This window comes from Methanospirillum lacunae (assembly GCF_003173355.1).
Lineage (GTDB): Archaea > Halobacteriota > Methanomicrobia > Methanomicrobiales > Methanospirillaceae > Methanospirillum > Methanospirillum lacunae.
The window spans coordinates 147,678-166,414 of record NZ_QGMY01000006.1; the positions used below are offsets into that span (position 1 = coordinate 147,678).

General features: G+C 39.9%; 13 protein-coding genes. 9 read left to right on the forward strand and 4 right to left on the reverse strand.

Translation table 11 applies throughout. The annotated features are described in order from the left end of the window. Window positions 1-91: 91 nt before the first annotated feature. On the reverse strand, window positions 92-595 hold the full coding sequence (locus tag DK846_RS06565) for a GNAT family N-acetyltransferase (RefSeq protein ID WP_181391661.1): 504 nt from the start codon (window positions 593-595) through the stop codon (window positions 92-94). 335 nt (window positions 596-930) lie between these two features. Here DK846_RS06565 and DK846_RS06570 point away from each other — a divergent pair, with 335 nt between their 5' ends. From DK846_RS06570 to DK846_RS06580, 3 genes are read left to right on the forward strand one after another with little or no spacing between them, the layout of a single operon-like run. Beyond that, on the forward strand, window positions 931-1,944 hold the full coding sequence (locus DK846_RS06570; protein ID WP_109968137.1) for an ATP-binding response regulator: 1,014 nt from the start codon (window positions 931-933) through the stop codon (window positions 1,942-1,944). A gap of 22 nt (window positions 1,945-1,966) precedes the next feature. Then, window positions 1,967-2,827: a transporter substrate-binding domain-containing protein gene (locus DK846_RS06575; RefSeq protein WP_109968138.1), complete on the forward strand. Its 861-nt coding sequence runs from the start codon at window positions 1,967-1,969 to the stop codon at window positions 2,825-2,827. Window positions 2,828-2,830: 3 nt separating this feature from the next. Further along, window positions 2,831-6,199, forward strand: a complete 3,369-nt coding sequence (locus tag DK846_RS06580) for a PAS domain-containing sensor histidine kinase (protein WP_109968139.1) — start codon at window positions 2,831-2,833, stop codon at window positions 6,197-6,199. 56 nt (window positions 6,200-6,255) lie between these two features. Here the strand turns inward: DK846_RS06580 and DK846_RS06585 are convergent, their stop codons facing one another. Continuing rightward, entirely contained in the window at window positions 6,256-7,824 is a 1,569-nt protein-coding gene (locus DK846_RS06585) for a S41 family peptidase (RefSeq protein ID WP_245926487.1), read from the reverse strand. An 827-nt stretch (window positions 7,825-8,651) separates the two neighbouring features. On the opposite strand from DK846_RS06585, the gene DK846_RS06590 reads away from it, so the two are divergent. Next, window positions 8,652-8,903 carry a DUF7123 family protein gene (locus tag DK846_RS06590; protein ID WP_109968140.1) on the forward strand — a complete coding sequence of 84 codons (252 nt, stop codon included), beginning with the start codon at window positions 8,652-8,654 and terminating at the stop codon, window positions 8,901-8,903. A 20-nt stretch (window positions 8,904-8,923) separates the two neighbouring features. On the opposite strand, the gene DK846_RS06595 is transcribed toward DK846_RS06590, so the two are convergent. Beyond that, window positions 8,924-9,553, reverse strand: a complete 630-nt coding sequence (locus DK846_RS06595) for a type 1 glutamine amidotransferase family protein (protein WP_109968141.1) — start codon at window positions 9,551-9,553, stop codon at window positions 8,924-8,926. A 250-nt stretch (window positions 9,554-9,803) separates the two neighbouring features. Here DK846_RS06595 and DK846_RS06600 point away from each other — a divergent pair, with 250 nt between their 5' ends. From DK846_RS06600 to DK846_RS06615, 4 genes are all read left to right on the forward strand, one after another. Beyond that, window positions 9,804-10,319, forward strand: coding sequence for a GNAT family N-acetyltransferase (locus DK846_RS06600; RefSeq protein ID WP_181391662.1), 516 nt, complete (start codon window positions 9,804-9,806; stop codon window positions 10,317-10,319). 222 nt (window positions 10,320-10,541) lie between these two features. Then, the gene (locus DK846_RS06605; protein ID WP_146201164.1) at window positions 10,542-11,024 is read left to right on the forward strand and encodes a tetratricopeptide repeat protein; all 483 of its coding nucleotides are present in this window, start codon (window positions 10,542-10,544) and stop codon (window positions 11,022-11,024) included. A 166-nt stretch (window positions 11,025-11,190) separates the two neighbouring features. Next, entirely contained in the window at window positions 11,191-13,116 is a 1,926-nt protein-coding gene (locus tag DK846_RS06610; protein ID WP_109968144.1) for a PAS domain S-box protein, read from the forward strand. Window positions 13,117-13,594: 478 nt separating this feature from the next. Beyond that, window positions 13,595-13,843 carry a hypothetical protein gene (locus DK846_RS06615; RefSeq protein WP_146201165.1) on the forward strand — a complete coding sequence of 83 codons (249 nt, stop codon included), beginning with the start codon at window positions 13,595-13,597 and terminating at the stop codon, window positions 13,841-13,843. A gap of 367 nt (window positions 13,844-14,210) precedes the next feature. On the opposite strand, the gene DK846_RS06620 is transcribed toward DK846_RS06615, so the two are convergent. Further along, on the reverse strand, window positions 14,211-14,990 hold the full coding sequence (locus DK846_RS06620) for a radical SAM protein (RefSeq protein ID WP_109968146.1): 780 nt from the start codon (window positions 14,988-14,990) through the stop codon (window positions 14,211-14,213). Window positions 14,991-15,314: 324 nt separating this feature from the next. Between DK846_RS06620 and DK846_RS06625 the strand changes: the two genes are divergently transcribed. Then, on the forward strand, window positions 15,315-18,695 hold the full coding sequence (locus tag DK846_RS06625) for a response regulator (RefSeq protein WP_109968147.1): 3,381 nt from the start codon (window positions 15,315-15,317) through the stop codon (window positions 18,693-18,695). Window positions 18,696-18,737: the final 42 nt, after the last annotated feature.

Sequence of the window (18,737 nt, forward strand, 5' to 3'; positions counted from 1 at the left end):
AACAGCTGATAAAACCACTTAGTGAAGTATTCTAATCTAAAAAAAGAGTGCGATTGTTTATAGGTCTGATATCAAATGTGAAATTATCACCTCATGAAATCTTTGATTTAATCAGTTTCATCATTACATTATCAACAGACACAAATCCTTCTTTCTCATATATGATTTTCCCTGTTTCACTGGCAAAAAGGTATAATCGAATGATATGGTTTTTTTGGCAATAATCTATCGCTTCCTTTGTTATTATTCTGGCATATCCCTTGCCCCTCTCTTCCGGTTCAGTATAGATACTATGGAGAAAAGCAATATTTGGTGAAGGATCATGAGGAACCGGGACATATGAACAAACACTCAGTGCCCCACTTGAGAGTACCTGTTCATTTCGGCAAATGATCCAGGCATGACAGGACCCGGACCGGAACTCATCTACCAGTTTTTTAATATAATTGGACTCCATTTTCTCCATCATCACCGGATTAAAGGGTATTTTCCTATTAATCCAAATTTCCTCAAACATTTTCCGATGATGCTTTGCGAGATCATCAACATCATCATGTGAAGCAGTCCTGAAAAGTACATCAGAGTTTTTATTCATACAAACCATTACCTGTCCATCAAAAAAAACTGTTCGGAGAAGGATAATTGATTGTAGACGATTCCTTACAGAGTAAAGGAATATATTACATTATTATTCAAATAATCTCATCCGGGATATCCTACCAGTTAATTCAAATGTTTCTCGAATAATGTGGATTTACCGAACTTCACTCACTCAAAAAAATACGTATGAAGCACGATTATCAAGGAACTGCCTAATATTCACACTATTTAGGAGGTGTGCAATCATATTACAAATTATTAATACGATCAATGAAGAATAAACCGATGCGATGAATATGTAACCTCTCACCGGTTACGGGTAGATATTGAATGAACAATCATGTCCGAATTCTCGTTGTTGAAGATGAATTTGTAACAGGTCTAGAAATCCGGGCACGTCTTGAAGATCTGAAGTACGAAGTATTAGAAGTTCTTGATACCGGCGAAGAAGCTATCCTTCAAGCAGAAAAACTCCTCCCAGATATCATGATCATGGATATCACATTACGAGGGAAAATTAACGGGATAGAAGCTGCAGAAATAATTCGAAAAAAACTTACCATCCCAATAATCTTTCTTACAGCCCATTCAGATGAAGGTACAATTCAGAAAGCCATTCAGTCAGAGCCCTTCGGTTACCTTATTAAACCTCTTGATGAGCGGGCACTAAACACGACTATCCAGATGGCTCTTTATAAGTACTCGATGGAAAAAGCACTAATAGAAAGTGAAAGGCGATACCGGACCATAGCAGAACTAACTGAAGATGCCATCCTTATACTAAACCGGGATAAATCCATAGCATTTCTCAATAACCAAGCAAAAAAGAAACTTCACTTATCTGATTATACTCCCGGAGTTGAGAATTTTGTCGAAATAGTGCCAGATGAACTCTATGAAATTTTAAAGGAGGATATAGAAGAGGTTTTTGAAAATAACCGATCAATAAATTCAACGTATCATTTTTTCCTCGACAATGAAGAGGCCTGGTTTGATTGTTCGATTATCCCGATTTCTACAGATATCGGTGTTTTCCAGGTCATTGTCCTGCTCCATGATGTAACCCAGATGATCAAGATCGAAAAAGAGATAGAAAAGAAGGGAATTGTTCAGATAGAACATAACATGGAACAATTCCAGATACTAAATGACCGGATAAGAAACCCACTTGCAATTATTATTGCGGCTGCTTCTCTCACTGAATCAAAACAGAATGATGAGATAATGAAGCAGGTTATGGTAATTGACAATCTGGTCAGCCAGCTTGACCGCGGATGGGCTCAGTCAGAAGTAGTCCGGAATTTTCTGCTCAAACACTATGGTCATGGGAAGAAAATCAACTGACCATATGTAATTATCAAATAAAATGGATCCCAGGTACCTAATCCCGGTTGTAATCATTCTTTTCACCGCCAGCGTCATCGGATACATTCAGTATCAGTCAGGAATTGATACCTCCCTGAGTGATCATCAACATAATTGTATCACCATCGGCTATGCTGTGGAACCACCATATGCCTATGTATCAGGTATCAATATTACCGGTGAATCACCGGAAGTTGCACAAAGAATTGTTGAAAAACTCGGTATACCCTGTGTTACCTGGAGACAGACAGAATTTGGCTCACTCATATCTGAACTGGAAGCAGGAAGGATTGATGTTATTGCCGCCGGGATGTTCATAACTGATGAAAGGTTGAAACGAATCTCATTTTCATCACCTTCGTTCAAGGTAAACCAGGGATTACTGGTCAAATCTGGAAATCCTTCAGATATTCATTCGTACAAAGAGGCAGTAGACAAAAAAGATGTTATTATTTCAGTTCTTGCCGGTTCAGTTGAACAAACCGCATTTCTAGAACTTGGTATGCCTGAAGAGAGGCTAATTATGGTTCCGGATACTCCTACAGGTCGTTCATCGGTAGAAACTGGGTATTCTACAGGGTTTGCCCTGTCAACCCCCTCCATTCGTTGGCTTGCGTCCCATTCACCCCCGGGAGTCGTAGAAGAAGCTCAGCCATTTGTTCAGAGTGATATACCAGGGCTCAAATCATACGGCTATGGAGCTTTTGGATTCAGAAAAGAAGATAAAACACTGCTTTCTGCCTGGAATAATGCAATGAAAGAGTATATTGGGAGTGATAATCATCTTGATCTCGTCAGGAGATTTGGTGTTTTAAGAGATGAAATGCCGGAAAAAGAATTCCTCCTGTATCTCTCGAGGTGAAAAATGACACAATTCCCTAATCTGATAAAAAGAGTGTCCCACTTCGTCACAAGTCCTCGGTTTTGGATATGGGCAGTGATCCTTTTTACCATTTTTGTCTGTTTTTCCATCACATGGCTTCATTATCATGAACAGGATGAAATTAAACATATAACCAATGATCTGGATCTTTTGGGAACAGCACGTATCGACCTGATCAAAGGGTTTTTACATACTACCCAGGGAGAAGAGACTTCTTCTCCATACGATAAATCACAAGGATATGCCCTCCTTGATCAGTCTATTGACTCATTTGAAGAGACAATCAACGAAATAGAAAAAAACCACCCGCAATATAAGAATGATGAACTTACACACACAGCCCTATTTCGTGACCAGGTAGAGAATTTTAAAAATATACTCAATTTAATGGTGCGTTCTTCTGTTCATGACGATAACCTCCAGATAAAACTTCGCGTTACTCTGTATAATCTTGAACAGCAGGCAAATCTTCTTGATCTGGCATTAAGAGAGTCACTTCAGGAACGCACTAACACCTGGAACGGCATTTTTATCCTTATGTTGGGGTTTATTCTGTTTCTATTATCAGGACTCTGTTTTGCAGTACTCTATTCCATGAACCTTACAGAAACTGCATTTTCACAATTGAAAGATACTGAACAAAAATATCGGTTACTAGCTGAAAATGCGGGAGATGTCATATGGACGATGGATCTATTCACAAAAAGAATGAACTATGTCAGTCCTTCGGTTTTTTCTCTTCTCGGATACACACCAAAAGAGACTCTTGTACTGGCCCCCGAAGATCTTATGACTCTGGATTCTTTTCATTCCATTGATACTCATTTATCAGATCGGATTAAGGCCATGGAGTCTGGAGACCCCTCATCACGGGTTGAGATCTTTACTGTTGACCTCAAACGAAAAGACCGTACAATCGTTCCGGTTGAAGTTGTAACAACACTCATACAAAATGAAGATGGAGCAGTTTCTGGCATGGTTGGAGTCGTTCGTGACATCAGTGAGAGAAAAATAACTGAGTCTGCACTCCAGGAGAGCGAAGAGCGTCACCGCCGGGTTTTAGATACAATGCTAGAGGGGTTCCAGATATTAACTCCTGATTTTGGATATTTATACCTCAATGATGAAGCAGTAAAACAAAGTGGGTACTCAAGGGAAGAACTTATGAACAGTACCCTTTTAGAAAAGTTTCCGGGAATTGAAAATACACCACTCTTTGCAGCGTTAAAAAATTCATTAGAGAACAAAATTCCCCAGATAATAGAGAATGAATTTAAATATCCAACAGGTGCTTCTTCCTGGTTTACCCTTCGGATTCAACCAATAAAAGAAGGACTTGCAGTATTATCCGTAAACATTACCGATCAGAAGAAGTCTGAATTTGAGTTGATTAAAAAAAATACCGAACTTGAAGCGGCACTAGAAGAATTATGTGCATCAGAAGAAGAGATCAAACATAACTATGAGGAACTTTTGAAAAGTCAGGAAAAATTATTCAAAAGTGAAGAAAAGTTTAGAAATTTAGCTGATTACACGTACGACTGGGAATACCTGATCAATCCAGATCTTGAATTTGAGTATATTACTCCATCAGTTCATCGTATAAGTGGATATAATCCTGAAGATTTTTACCTAAAAAACATAACTCTTGAAGAAATTATCCACCCCGATGACAGAGATATGTATAACATCCACATTCAAAACTTTACTAATCCAGAAAAAGTTGAAATTTTTTTCCGTATAATCACAAAAGAAAATGAGGTAAAATGGATATCACATCATTGTTACCCTGTATATGACAAAGATGGAATCTTTCTTGGTCGGAGAGCAGTAAACCGGGATATAACCGATAAAAAATTGATTGAGGATGAACTTATTCATTCTTATGAAGAACTTGAAAATCGTGTCAGGGAACGAACCCACGAATTAACCAGGAAAAATGAGGAACTGGACAAAATAAAAACCATTCTTGAAGAAAACCAGGAACGACTTGATAGAGCACAGCATGTTGCTCACTATGGAAGCTGGGACATAATCCTGAATACTAATGAATTCCACTGTTCTCCAGAACTTCTCCGGATATTTGGATACGATCCAGATACGACAACCCCTGATTATGACAGAATCTTAACTAGGGTACATCCTGATGATCGTGAAAAAAGCCTGGACATGATAAGGAAAACCATTCATGATAAGTCATCGGGATCAGTAACACATCGAATAATTCTGCCAAATGGTGAAACAAGGACTATTTTCGCACAGATAGAATATTTCAGTGATATAGTAGGAGATTCAAGCAGAATTGTTGGATCTTCTCAGGATATAACTGATATTAACCAGGCAATGGAAGAGAGACAAAGAATTACCAGAGAAATTCATGATCTCTACAATAATGCCCCATGCGGATACCATTCACTCGATGGAACTGGATTGATTATCAGAATGAACGATACTGAACTCTCATGGCTGATGTATACCAGAGAGGAAATCATTAACAGGATGAATATCCAGCAGTTACTCACACCGGAAAGTTTCGAGAGGTTTAAAATATCGTTCCCGATTTTTATCAAGACTGGTAGTTTAGTAGATTTAGAATTGACATTTGTCAGAAAGGATGGGACCACTTTTCCTGTAAAGGTTAATGCATCTGCAATATACGACGAATCTGGGAATTATATTATGTCGCGGACAATCATTAGTGATATTACAGAACAAAAGAAATATGATGAAACAATTTTTAAATCTCTCCGAGAAAAAGAGATACTTCTAAAAGAGATACATCACCGTGTTAAAAATAATATGCAGGTGATCTCAAGTCTCCTTTTTATGCAGGCACGAAACCTAAAAGATCCTGCTGTCATTGAATTATTAAATGAGAGTCAGAACAGAATTCGTTCACTTGCCCTTATTCATGAAAAACTTTACCAGTCAGATAATCTTGATCACATAGATTATGGTTTGTACATCAAGAAAATTATCGATTATCTGTTCCAGTCCTATAATGTAACAAAAGATGATATAACTGTTAATCTCAATATTTCGTCAATTTATTTAGATATTGACAAGGCTGTACCCTGTAGCCTTATCATAAACGAGATGATATCTAATTCACTAAAACATGCCTTTCCCAAAGGAAAAAAGGGCATCATTACAATCGATATGTCAGCAGATGAAGACTCATTTCACCTGGAATATGTTGATAATGGAATAGGCCTTCCAGATGATCAAATCCTGGAAAAAAGTAGTTCACTCGGCTTACAACTCATCAAAGGGTTGAGTAAACAACTGGGAGGAGAACTGGATATTATCCGTGAAGTGGGAACATGTTTCATATTGGTTTTTCCAAAATAAACCTGATAAAAATTGGGAATACCAGATATCAAATAATCAGGCTTTTTCAGATCGCATCAATTCTTGTTATCCTCAAGGTACTTCAATGCATACATAAGTTGAACATCTTCTCCTGCCATGCCCCGGGTGATGGTATCTTCATTCATCGGAACCCTGACATGTGGAGCGATTCCCCCGATGCCTGTTGAATCACTATCTACCTGAATTTTTTTATTTTCATCAAGAGAAGCACCATCTGGGTATAATATCTCCAGATCTAAAGGAAGGATTGCAGCGGCGGTTACCATACCAAATGCACCATCTGTCCCATACCAGGAGATTATTTTTCCCCGGGCGGTCTTGTTCATGACCATGGGAACCCCTTCTCCTGAACTGATAGTGTCAGGGCTTACCATCACGACAACAGGTCCTTCATAGATTCTGGGTCTTGGTTTTGTACAGGCTGCAGAAATAATCGTATCATTATGAAGACCGGGATCGTAGGTTGTCGCAAACTCATAAAAGACAGGTTCCTTTGCGAACCACCCGGCAATACAGGAGGCGAGATTATCGTCTCCACCACCGTTAAACCTTAAATCAAGCACAATACCGGGAGTATTGTTGGACATAGCCGAAACCATGGCGGATTTAAACGGCTGATAGACATCATACGATTCTTCATATAACGCGATGTAAGTATATCCTCCCGGGAGGGTTCTAACGGTTACAGAATCATTGCTGATCTGCGGTTTAATATCAAACAAGGTATTTTCTATCCCGTAATCATTGATATTTTTTCCAAGGAAAAATGATGACCGGTTTACCGTGTCGTACCGATCATCATATCCAGTAAGATGAATAGTCTCTGACCCTTTTTCTGGTGATATAACCGAGATGGTTACTTGAGAGCCAACCGGACCCCGGGTAAGAAATCTCTGCTGGTGCAGGAAAATACCCTCTGATGTAGAAGGTTTTTTGGTAGCCCAGATGTACGGGGTCTCATTAATTGCATCGTGAATCTCTTTTCCATTCCATGCTGTAACAACATCACCGGGCTTGAGGCCCTTTTTTTCTGCCTCGCTGCCATGTGCCACATAACTTATAATGCATTTCCCGGAGTCCAGGAGATTTACTGTAATACCATATCCTCCACCAATATCAGTATATCGTGCCCCAAAGTCACCATTTTCAGAGAGAACATTTATATGGCCGTCAGGGATTGAGAAGAGATACTCCCGAATTGTCCGGTAATACGATGCACTGTCATTTCGTGCTTCAGCATCTACTATTTTAGGTGAATAGGTGTTATACAACCGGTCCCAGTCTACAGCCTTCCTTGAACTAAAGGCATACCTCTCTTTAAGCAGATTATGAACAGTGAGAAACGCATCAGTCCAGGATTGATTACTGAGATCAGGAACAGGGGTGACATTGGCAGAAACAGATGAAAATGCAGCTGTTAATTGTTCATTGTATGCTGTCTCATTATTGGTTTCAAATGGTTCGCATGTATCGCTCCATACCATCCCGCATTCAGGGCAATCAGGCATTGTGAAGGCAGAGACTGGAGCAGATATCAAAGAAAAAAAGAAAAAAAGGCATGAACAGAATATAACCGGGAATAAATAATATCCGGACTGGGTCATACGTGAACTCTTTTTTTCTCCACACTTAAACATTCTGAAACGTTTTGTGTAGCAGATACTCCTGGTGGTTTTTTTATTTTTTGTCCTAAAATGATAATTATTGAGTCATATCAGAGTTTCTTTGATCGATTGTATCAAACCCAGTATACGCTGAACTCATCATATGACCTTACGTATGTGGCATCATAAACCGGAAGATCTATATTCCTCAAAAAACTGTTTTGGATTCTGGAGCTCCACTCATACATCATCATGTCAATTCCACTGCCGCGATAGTAATTCAATCACCCACAAATCCTATGTAATAGAATTATAATAACTGAAGATCTGATCTGTTGCAACCGGTTGCAACAAACAGAACCAAAGATTTCAGGTGTATATCCACGAAGATCAAAGATCTCATTTCACCTCCAGCTATCTTATACAATCTGATGCAACACAATCAGGAGGAGTCAATTTAGAAGAATAGCCACCAGAAATGTTGCTCATCTCATAATAACACAATTATACCAACTAAATGGATTTCTAACTATTCTCCAGCAGTTTTAGCTAGCATGTTTATACCCTGTTTCATACAACGAGAGTATGTCACACAGCGACCTGATAAACGGGCACAAAAAACCAGGCCCTTACAGTCACTGTGAACTTAGATGAGTAGCGTTCACATGTCCTCCTACAACCGAAACTTCTCATCATCAAAATCCGGGTCCTCTCCCTTGAGGAGAACACCGGATGCGTTCAGTGCGATGCAACAGTCCGAATTTCAACCAGCCAAAATCAGGCTGGTTCTCCTCCTACATTACACAACAAATACTGAGGTATAATTTATGTTCACACCAGCAACCATCACCACAACCTATAATGACAGACAGATGACCCTGATACATTATCTTGAAAGCCGTTTAAAAGAGGGAAAAAACTTCTTCAAATCCAAGTACATCGCCAGGGACACCGGTCTTTCATCTAAAGAAGTGGGAACAAATATGGGCCTGCTCGCTGAAAACTGCCCAATGTTTTCAATCCAGAAGTACAGTTACTCAAACAGTACCACATGGCTGATTACACATCCCCAGGTATAACCACTTTTTTGCTCGTATCTTCACTGACCCAGAGACTCCATTAATTTGAAAAAAAACTCAGGTTTCTTAGTCAGATACAGTTGATACCAGGCCTCAAGTGTCTCTTCCCGCATGACTCCCAGCTTTTTCATCACCTCATATGCAAAATCAACAGATCCAACCCCACTTGCAGTGATGAGATTGCCATCAGAGACTGCAGGTTGTAATTGATAGTATTTTTCACCAGAATACCCGGGGCAGAATTGCTTCAGGACTTCGAGATCATTGCTCGTATGGGGCCGGTTATTGAGCAATCCAGCATTTGCAATGGCCATGGTCGCTCCACAGATAGCACCGACAACCATGCCAGTTTCAAGAATATCCCTGACTTTTCCAAGCACAGGCTCCTGGATCGGCTCAAGCCAGGTCATAGCCCCGGGAAGGATGAGAAGTCTGTCGGGAGCAGCCTCTATCTCATCTATCGTCATATCAGGCACAAGCCGAAGGCCACCCATGGTCGTGATTGGATCACGTGTCCGGCCGCATAAACGAAGATGATATTTTTTATCAGGAGACTGTAAAAATCTGCCAGATACAAGTTCAGGAAGAAGGAAGGCAGGTTCCCAGTCTGCCATAGTATCCTGAATATAGAGATAGAGAAGGTTCGTCATTTTTACTTATTAGGCATAATCTGATGAAATAATTATCCCAGTATATGAAAGTCACACAGGGAATATCTAATTCGTTGAGAATACCTCATTTCTTGAATAGAATTTAATGTATGGAGACTCTTCATAATCTCCAGTCAGGAACCAAATCCCTTAATTTATATCGGGCCCGTGATCTTTTCATCATAGAGTATTAACTTAAGTAAAACGATAGAACCTATCAATTAATACACTCTCCATCTCTATCCTGTTTGTGACAGTTCAGAAAATATCTACCATCATCCAATATGTGCCGGTTCAGGTGTCTGATCTGGAGCGGATCAATGAGTTATCCAACATGCCAGAATTAGCCGGCCATTTTGAGACCATTCCACCGGTATCGATGGAGACAACAAAGAATCTCTACAGGCAGATCGTAAGTGGTATCGTTTCTCTGTGGGGTATTCACGAGGAAGAACAAATAATTGGTGGAGCAGGATTCTTCGTTTATCCCCCGGGCACCAGGCTTTCACACACGGCAACTTTTTTCCTTTTTCTTGAACCTGATTCCTGGGGAAAGGGCATCGGTACGAGGACCATTCAGTTTCTTGAGGATGTTATTAGGAGTCGTGGATATATCAGGATGGATTGCATGGTGGTAATCCATAATAACAGAGCAATACGGCTCTATGAACATATGGGATTTAAACGGGAAGGAATAAAACAGAAAGCATACCTCTTTGACGGGGAATTTACAGATCTCCTGCTCATGGCAAAAGTCTTTCCATAACCATTGAATAGAACCGGTTTTAGGATACAGGCTAGTTCAGTTATCCTAACAAGACCTCCCCATCAAAGAGAATTTTTTGTATCGCAAAATAATGGGACAGGTTCCCTGATTTCCTTGAAAAAGAAGGTATTGTTCATAATCGGTTACCTTATCTCAATCCCAAAGATTTGTAGTAAAGAACATGGCGACAGAACTATTTCATTTGAAACGGCACCTTATCATATGACTGAACGTCCTCTCCTGATATTGCTCGTACTAATACCAATACTCCTTGTGTCCAGCACCCTGGTATGTGCAGAAACACCAACTGATCTCTATAAGCAAGGGCTTGCTTATTCAAATCAGGGCAACTATGAAGAGGCACTCAAAGTGTTCAACCAGGCGATACAGATAAATTCAAACTCAACGTTGTTGTGGCTGAATAAAGGCAATACGCTATCTTCTCTCGGGAGGTATCAGGAAGCACTCGATGCTTTTGATAATGTGACACGGATTGATTTCTCAAACAAGGATGTATGGTACCCCAGGGGAGTCGCATATTCTGGCCTTGATAATTATGATATGGCTCTTCATGCGTTCAGCAAGGCAATCCAATATTATCCCAATAATGCACAGGCCTACAAGAAGAAAGGGGATTTATTCATGGCTCTTGGAAGATATGATGAGGCGATCCTGGCATACGACGAGGTGAGAAGGATTACTTGATACTCTCTTCATGCTCATTTTCTCGTCTTCCGACAAGAGAGAGTCATGCCTAAAAATAGATATCACCCGATATTTTCTTATGGTCATAATTTGAATTAGGATACAGGGCTCATAGATCCAGATAATGCATATCAGCTTGAACAAATCGTAATGCTCTATCAGGAAAATGACAAAAATTCATTCAATTTTATTTATATCCTCTGATGAATATTCTTACAAGACAGCCAGGGATGTGTTATCAGAAGATGGATACGAGATACTCTCGTCAGATAATACAGAAGTACTAATGAGACCATCAGGACTGTCTCCATTTTCCCTGATAATTATCGATATCTCTACGGCTGTAGGTACAATAACTCTATTAAGTCAAGAGATTGTTGACCAGTTGCCATTCTCCATCCCACTTCTTTTCATCCTTCCAGATACTGACACCTTTGTCCCAGACAAGTTTTCAGAATATTGTGTAGACTTTCTCAAAAAACCTTTTTCCAAAGATGAATTACTGTTAAGAGTCAGGAATAGTATTGCTCTTCACCATCTACAAACGCTCACCAAAAACCAGACCGGGATGATAAATCAGGAGTACAACGGTGATACTCCGGAATTACACCATACATTAAACCAGGAAATGGACTATTCTGACACCAGGGATTTTTATCTGAAGGTGTTGGATGATTTTCCAAATCCTGTCTGGCGCTCTAATATTTCAGGAAAATGTGACTTTTTTAACCGGAACTGGTTAGAGTTTACCGGGAGAGCAATGGAAGAGGAACTTGGTGATGGATGGGCAGAAGGTGTCCATCCGGATGACTTTGAAAGATGCCTTAAAATATATATTGATAATTTTGGTAAACAATTACCATTTGAGATGGAATATCGTCTCCGTTTTCATGATGGCACATACCGATGGATACTAGACTGTGGAAATCCGTTCTTTGAACCTGATGGAACTTTTAAAGGATATATTGGATCATGTTACGATATTCAGGACCGGAAAACTGCAGAAGAACTATTGAATAATGCAAATATTGAACTTGAAAAGAAGATATTAGAAATTAATACCAGCCGGTTTCAGCTGCAGGAGACTAAAGATTATCTAGAAAAATTGATAGCATCAGCAAACGCTCCTATCATTGTTTGGAACCCATTCTGCATAATAACCAAGGCTAACGAAGCATTGGGAGATCTAATTGGTTTATCACCAGCTGAAATTATCGGCAATAACCTTTCCTCAGTTTTTCCCCAGGAATTCCTGGAAAAAATCAAGATCGAAGAGCCAAACCTACATAATCGTGGTCTCAAAGAGGTTGTTGAGATACCCATAACTCACCAGTCGGGTGAGATGAGGATTGTTCTCTGGAATTTTGCCCCAGTTTTTAGTCATCCAGATGAATGTGTGGCGGTTATCGCTCAGGGGCAGGATATTACAGACCATATCCAGACAGAAAAGGCATTAAAACAGTTGAATCGGCAACTCAATCTTATGAGTAGTATTACCAGGCATGACATCCTCAATCAGGTAAATGTAATAAAATTAGTCCTTGAACTCCTCAAACCTTCTGTTCCACAACAACCATATAAAAAATATCTTGATGCAGTTGAAACAGCAACCGGAAATATCCACACACAGATAGAATTCACAAAAATATACCAGGAACTTGGATCTCATGATCCACAATGGGAGAACCTCTATATCCTGATTTGTTCCCTGCAAGTACCGGAAAAAATTTCTTTTTCATGTTCTATTAAAAAGATCGAGGTGCATGCCGACCATCTCCTCAGGCGTGTCTTTGATAATTTACTTGATAACTCGATAAGACATGGAGAAAAAGTAACAGAGATACATGTATCCTGCTCAAGAAATCCATCAGGAATCACTATAATTTGGGAAGATAATGGGATCGGGATTAAACAAGAAGAGAAGATCAAAATATTTGATCTCGGCTATGGCAAGAATACCGGTCTTGGACTCTATCTTATTCGGGAAGTTCTTCAGATAACAGGAATTACCATTGCAGAAACCGGAGAGGAGGGAAAGGGAGCAAGATTTGAGATCAATGTTCCAAACCAGGGATGGCGGATGTCAAAATAACCACGCCAGACGTGTTATTCAACTGGATATGTACATTTGTCTGTAACCACCCGGCCAATCAATTAGTAAAACTCTCAACTCTTTATGCCGCGATGATGACATCAACCACTATTCAAAATTACTAACCCAGATAATAAATATCATAATTCATGGCTGTTGCAACCGGTTGCAACTGTGTAAACTCATGAAATCCAGGATTTATTATCGCGAGACATCACAAACTTCAGTACTGAATCCTTTGATTGAAACCAGATGTAACACAAAATAATGAAGTCTGTTCTCGTAGCATACAGATCCAGATGACAATAACGGGAGAAATCATCTGCTTTAGAGAGAAAAATTATTTCTAACTATTTTCCATTAGTTTTTGCTATCTGGTTTATACCCTGTTTCACACAACGATAGTATGTCACACCAAGACCTGCACAAACCTGCCGGAAACCAACCCGGTAGGGAAAAGCAGGAATGTGCACAATAGATGAGCTGCGTTCAACATGTCCTCCTACAATCGATGCTTCTCATCATCACCTGGAACGAAAGCTCAATTTCGTTCCCTTCTCTCTTTCTGCTTTCTGCAATGATCCGAACGAATTCAACCAGCCATAATACGGCTGGTCTTCCTCCTACATACGAATTCTCTATTGAGACACACGGATCAAAAACCCTTTTAAGGACCACTACCTGGAATAATAGATTTACATGTTCGACTATTATCATAACAGAATAATGAGGGTTTTTCGAAGTACATCGAAAGGACGTTGATATCTCCTGAAAAGAGAAGAAATCGATGAAAAAACTGAGAAGGAAAGAAGATTAATGCTTACTTTAACCTGATCATTATACCAAACACAGGCACCGGTATCAAACCCGAAATAATAGATAAAATCGGGGATGCTCCTTTTTATGGGAGATTCTTCACTTCATGATCCGCTCTCCAAAGGTTTTGGTCAGGCAATTGTATAAAAGAGCGTTAAATTTCATGATGGAACTATTGAAGTATTAAGTGAGGGAGAAAAAAGGATCAACATATATCGTCACTCTTCCCCTGGAAAAACACAATGTGTACTAAATTATCAGACACATAATCAGACAGGTCAGGAGATAACCAGATGTTCATGTGTATGAGAGAAAAATCCCCCTCTCTGACCAAAACCTGCAATATCAGTTGGGATACCTGTTTCTGCAAAGAAATCACGAATCTGTATTAGTTCCAATCTCTGAACCGGACATACCCATGGCTCTGTTCCTGGCCGATCCAGTGAGTTCAGTTGTATCAGGTCAGGTCGGATGGATATAATTGTCTCTCTGCTATGGATCAATTCATCCTTTCCGGTGTTTATCCCGGGAACCAAAAATACTTCAGCCCATAACTGACCTGAAAACTCTTTACGAAGGGCGACTAGTCCACTTTTTATGGATGAGACTGAAATGTTGTGATATGGCCGGAAGATCCGATCCTGCATCGCCTGATCTGATGCAGGAATTGTTGGGATGATGAGATCAGCCGGAAGGAGATCACTTCTGACTTCAGGAAGCATACAGAGAGTCCCGTTTGTCAGAACTGCAACATGATACCAGGGATAGTGCTCTTTTAGATGTCTTATTACCGGACCAAGTAACCGGGAGAGCGTAGGTTCACCTGAACCTGCAAACGTGATATAGTCCAGATTAGGTTTCTTTACAAGAACACGATCTAGTTCAGCTAGAATATCTTTAAGAGGAAAAAAATCTTGCCTGGTAATGGTAAGATCAGTAGTCGCTCCACATTCACAGTATACGCAATTATAAGAACAGGTCTTGTAGGGAAGGAGATCAATGCCAAGTGATTTTCCAAGTCTTCTTGATGAAACTGGTCCGAATACGTATCTGTTCATTATGGAATCATCTTTTATAACTGAGTTATCCTGAGTTTGTTTTTAAGATATGAGAGAATGACGGTACAGGCAATGTCATCGCGTGGACACTGAATGATCCCCCGTCCTAACATATATATCCAGTCTCTTCACTTGTTGTCTTCTATGTTCAGGAAAATAAAAAAACCGGTATCTTTATGAAAGTAAAAATCAATTCGCTAATATTATGCCCGGATATCACATTGCCGGTGCTCCTCCCATCATAATAAAGACGCGGATTGAGAAGGTGTTCTTATTCCTAATATAAGTTCGGCTTATATTAGGGCAGATTCTGATGACAAGAAGTTGATATCAGTCCTTTATGTGGATGATGAAGAGGAACTTCTAAATCTGGGAAAAATTTTTTTAGAACAAACCGGGGTGTTCAGAGTAGATGTTCTCACATCGGCATCAGATGCGTTGAAATTTCCGTCACTTTCAGATTATGACGCGATAATATCAGATTACCAGATGCCTGAAATAGATGGGATCTCTTTCCTGCAACAGGTCAGGAAAATTCATGGAGACATTCCGTTCATACTCTTTACTGGAAGAGGTCGTGAAGAGATTGTAATTGAAGCAATCAATAACGGGGCCGATTATTACATCCAGAAAGGCGGAGATGCCACTTCACAGTTTGCAGAACTTGGATATAAAATTAAAACCGCAGTTGGAAGAAGGCAAACTGAACTTAAACTCAGGGAATCAGAGAAAAAGTTCTCTGACATCATTGAATTCCTTCCAGATGCTACGTTCGCAATCGACCAGTCCGGTTTAGTGATAGCCTGGAACAAAGCCATTGAAGAACTCACCGGGGTATCTTCTGAAATAGTAATGGGAAAAGGAAAAGAGACTTACCGTGCCGTTTTTTATTCTACTGATCGTCCGATTCTCATCGATCTGATTGATGAGCCTGAAGAACATATCAGGAAGTATTATTCCATAATTCACCGGGAAGAGGGTTCAATAACCGCTGAAGCTGATACGACTCAGCTGAACGGAAAAGGTATTTCTATTCTAACAAAGGTCAGCAGGTTATACGATCAGTCAGGAAGGGTTTCAGGTGCCATCGAAACTATCAGGGATATCACACTTGTTAAACAGTCAGATCATGAACTGAAGAGAAGTGAGGCGAGATACCACTCTATCGTAGATGATCAGATTGAGATGATCTTCAGGGTTGTACCTGATGGAACGATCACATTCATGAACGAAGCGTTCCGCCAGTTTACATCTAATCTATCAGGGTTTGCTCCAACAGAAGGAGATAATATTAGGGATTTTCTGCGGGATACCTACGCTTTGTTTGAGAAATCTCTCTTTCCACTCAACGAAAAAAAACCGGTGCGTGAGATAGATCAGGAGATAATCCATAACGATGGGAGGAAATCCTGGAAGTTGTGGTCTGTAAAAGCACTCTTTGACCGTAATAACGGACTTTATGAATACCAGGTGGTTGGAAGAGATATCACTGACACAAAAAAAGCTGAAGAGGCCCACAGAGAGAGTGAAGAAAAATTTCACAGATTTGCAGACAATGCCAGGGATATTCTTTACAGGATGACACTTCCAGACAGAAGATTTGATTTTATAAGTAGGGCAGCAACTACACTTACCGGATATACCCCTGAAGATTTTTATGCCGATCCAAACCTCCTAAAAACTCTCATTCACCCGGATTCTGTAGATGCATTCAACAAGCGATGGGTTGAAATTCTTGAAAACCGTAGTCCTTTGAATTTTGATTTCAAGATAATTAACAGGTATGGCAGACACCGCTGGTTTAACCTGAGAAATTCCATAATCACAGGCAAGAACGGAGAACTGGTTGCACTGGAAGGGATTGTAACAGATGTATCAGAGCAGAAAGAGATCGAAAATAGACTGAGAAGAAGCGAAGAACGGTTCATTGCAGTAACACAGAATGCAGGATCATGGGTCTGGGAATTAGACCAGGATGGTGTTTACACCTATGCAAGCCCTGCAGTTTACTCAATACTCGGGTACTGGCCTGATGAACTGATTGGTAAAAAACACTTTTATGATCTCTTTGATCCAACAGTCAGAGATGAATTAAAAAATATTACAATGAGTGCCATCTCTACCTTTCAGGTTTTCAACGATCTGGTAAACTGTAACCGTCACAAGGATGGGAGACAGATTTTTCTCAAAACTAATGGCATGCCAGTTTTTGATCAAAAAGGAGTTTTTACCGGATACTGCGGTGTAGACCTGGATATCACTACCGAGAGAGAAGTAGAACAGAGACTGGTTGAGAGTGAGGCTAAATTCCGGCTTCTTGCAGAAAATATCTCTGATGTTATCTGTGTTGTAGATTTTGACAGACGGTTTACATACATCTCTCCTTCTGTTCAGTTGCTGATGGAATTTACGCCAGATGAATTACTACATAAGAAAGTAGAGGAGGTTTTAGCTCAGGATACAATCAAAAAACTGGAACCGGTTCATAAAAAGTGGATAACTGCGATTTCAGTTGGAGAGGCGACACCCGATAATGATATCATTGAGATTGAGTTAAAACACAAAGATGGTTCAACAATCTGGGCTGATATGAAAATTACGACCATCAAGGATCAGAATAAAAAGGTCACCGGATTTCTCGCAGTAATAAGGGACAATACAGAACACAGACTGGCTGAAAAAGCCCTAATAGAGAGTGAAGAAAAATTTCGATCGCTTGTTGAGAATGCAAACGATGTGGTGTTCTCAATCACACCAGATGGTGTATTCACATACATTTCACCCAAATGGTCCGAACTTCTAGGATATGATGAGAGTGAAGGTATCGGAAAACGTATGTTTGCATTTATCCACCCTGATGATATATCGCACATGCAGGAATTTGTCTCAGAAGCCATCTCAAAAGGGAGACGGATGAGCGGGAATATCTACCGGATACGCCATAAAAATGGGACATGGCAGTGGCATTCTCAAAGTATATCTCCAGTATTTAACGATGAAGGCATAGTTCTTAGTCTCCAGGGAATATGCCATGATATTACCAGACTAAAACAGAATAAAGTTGTATTGGAAAGAGCAAACCGTCAACTAAGTCTGCTAACCGGAATCACAAGGCATGATATACTCAACAAGATCACGGTAATCCTTGGTTGCGTGAGCGTTGCCCAACTGGATTGCAAAAATGAAGAAATTAACTGGATTTTAAATAAGATACGATCTGCAACAAATGACATCAAAAATCAGATTGAATTCACCAGGATATATGAAGGTCTTGGGGCACAGGAGCCACAATGGGTGGAACTGGAAACAGTTATTCCAACTACGACTATTCCATGTGAAATAACCATGAATTCTGATCTAAAAAAGATATCCATCCTTGCAGACCAGATGGTAAAAAGAGTATTTTATAATCTTCTTGACAACTCAGTCAGGCATGGACTTAAAGTGAATACCATCACGGTATCAACAAATGAAGACAAAGGAGAACTATTTGTATTATGGGAAGACAACGGGATAGGTATCCCTTTCGAAGAGAAGGAGAAGATATTTGAGCGGGGATTTGGAAAGAACACAGGCCTAGGTATGTTTCTTGCAAGGGAGATCCTATCTCTTACCGGAATTTCAATTCAGGAGACAGGAGAGCCAGGAAAAGGGGCTAGGTTTGTGATCAGGGTTCCTGGAGGAGTCTTCAGGACAAGAACGTAATAGATACCATCGCTAAAAAAGTATAATTACTCTTTTGTACTC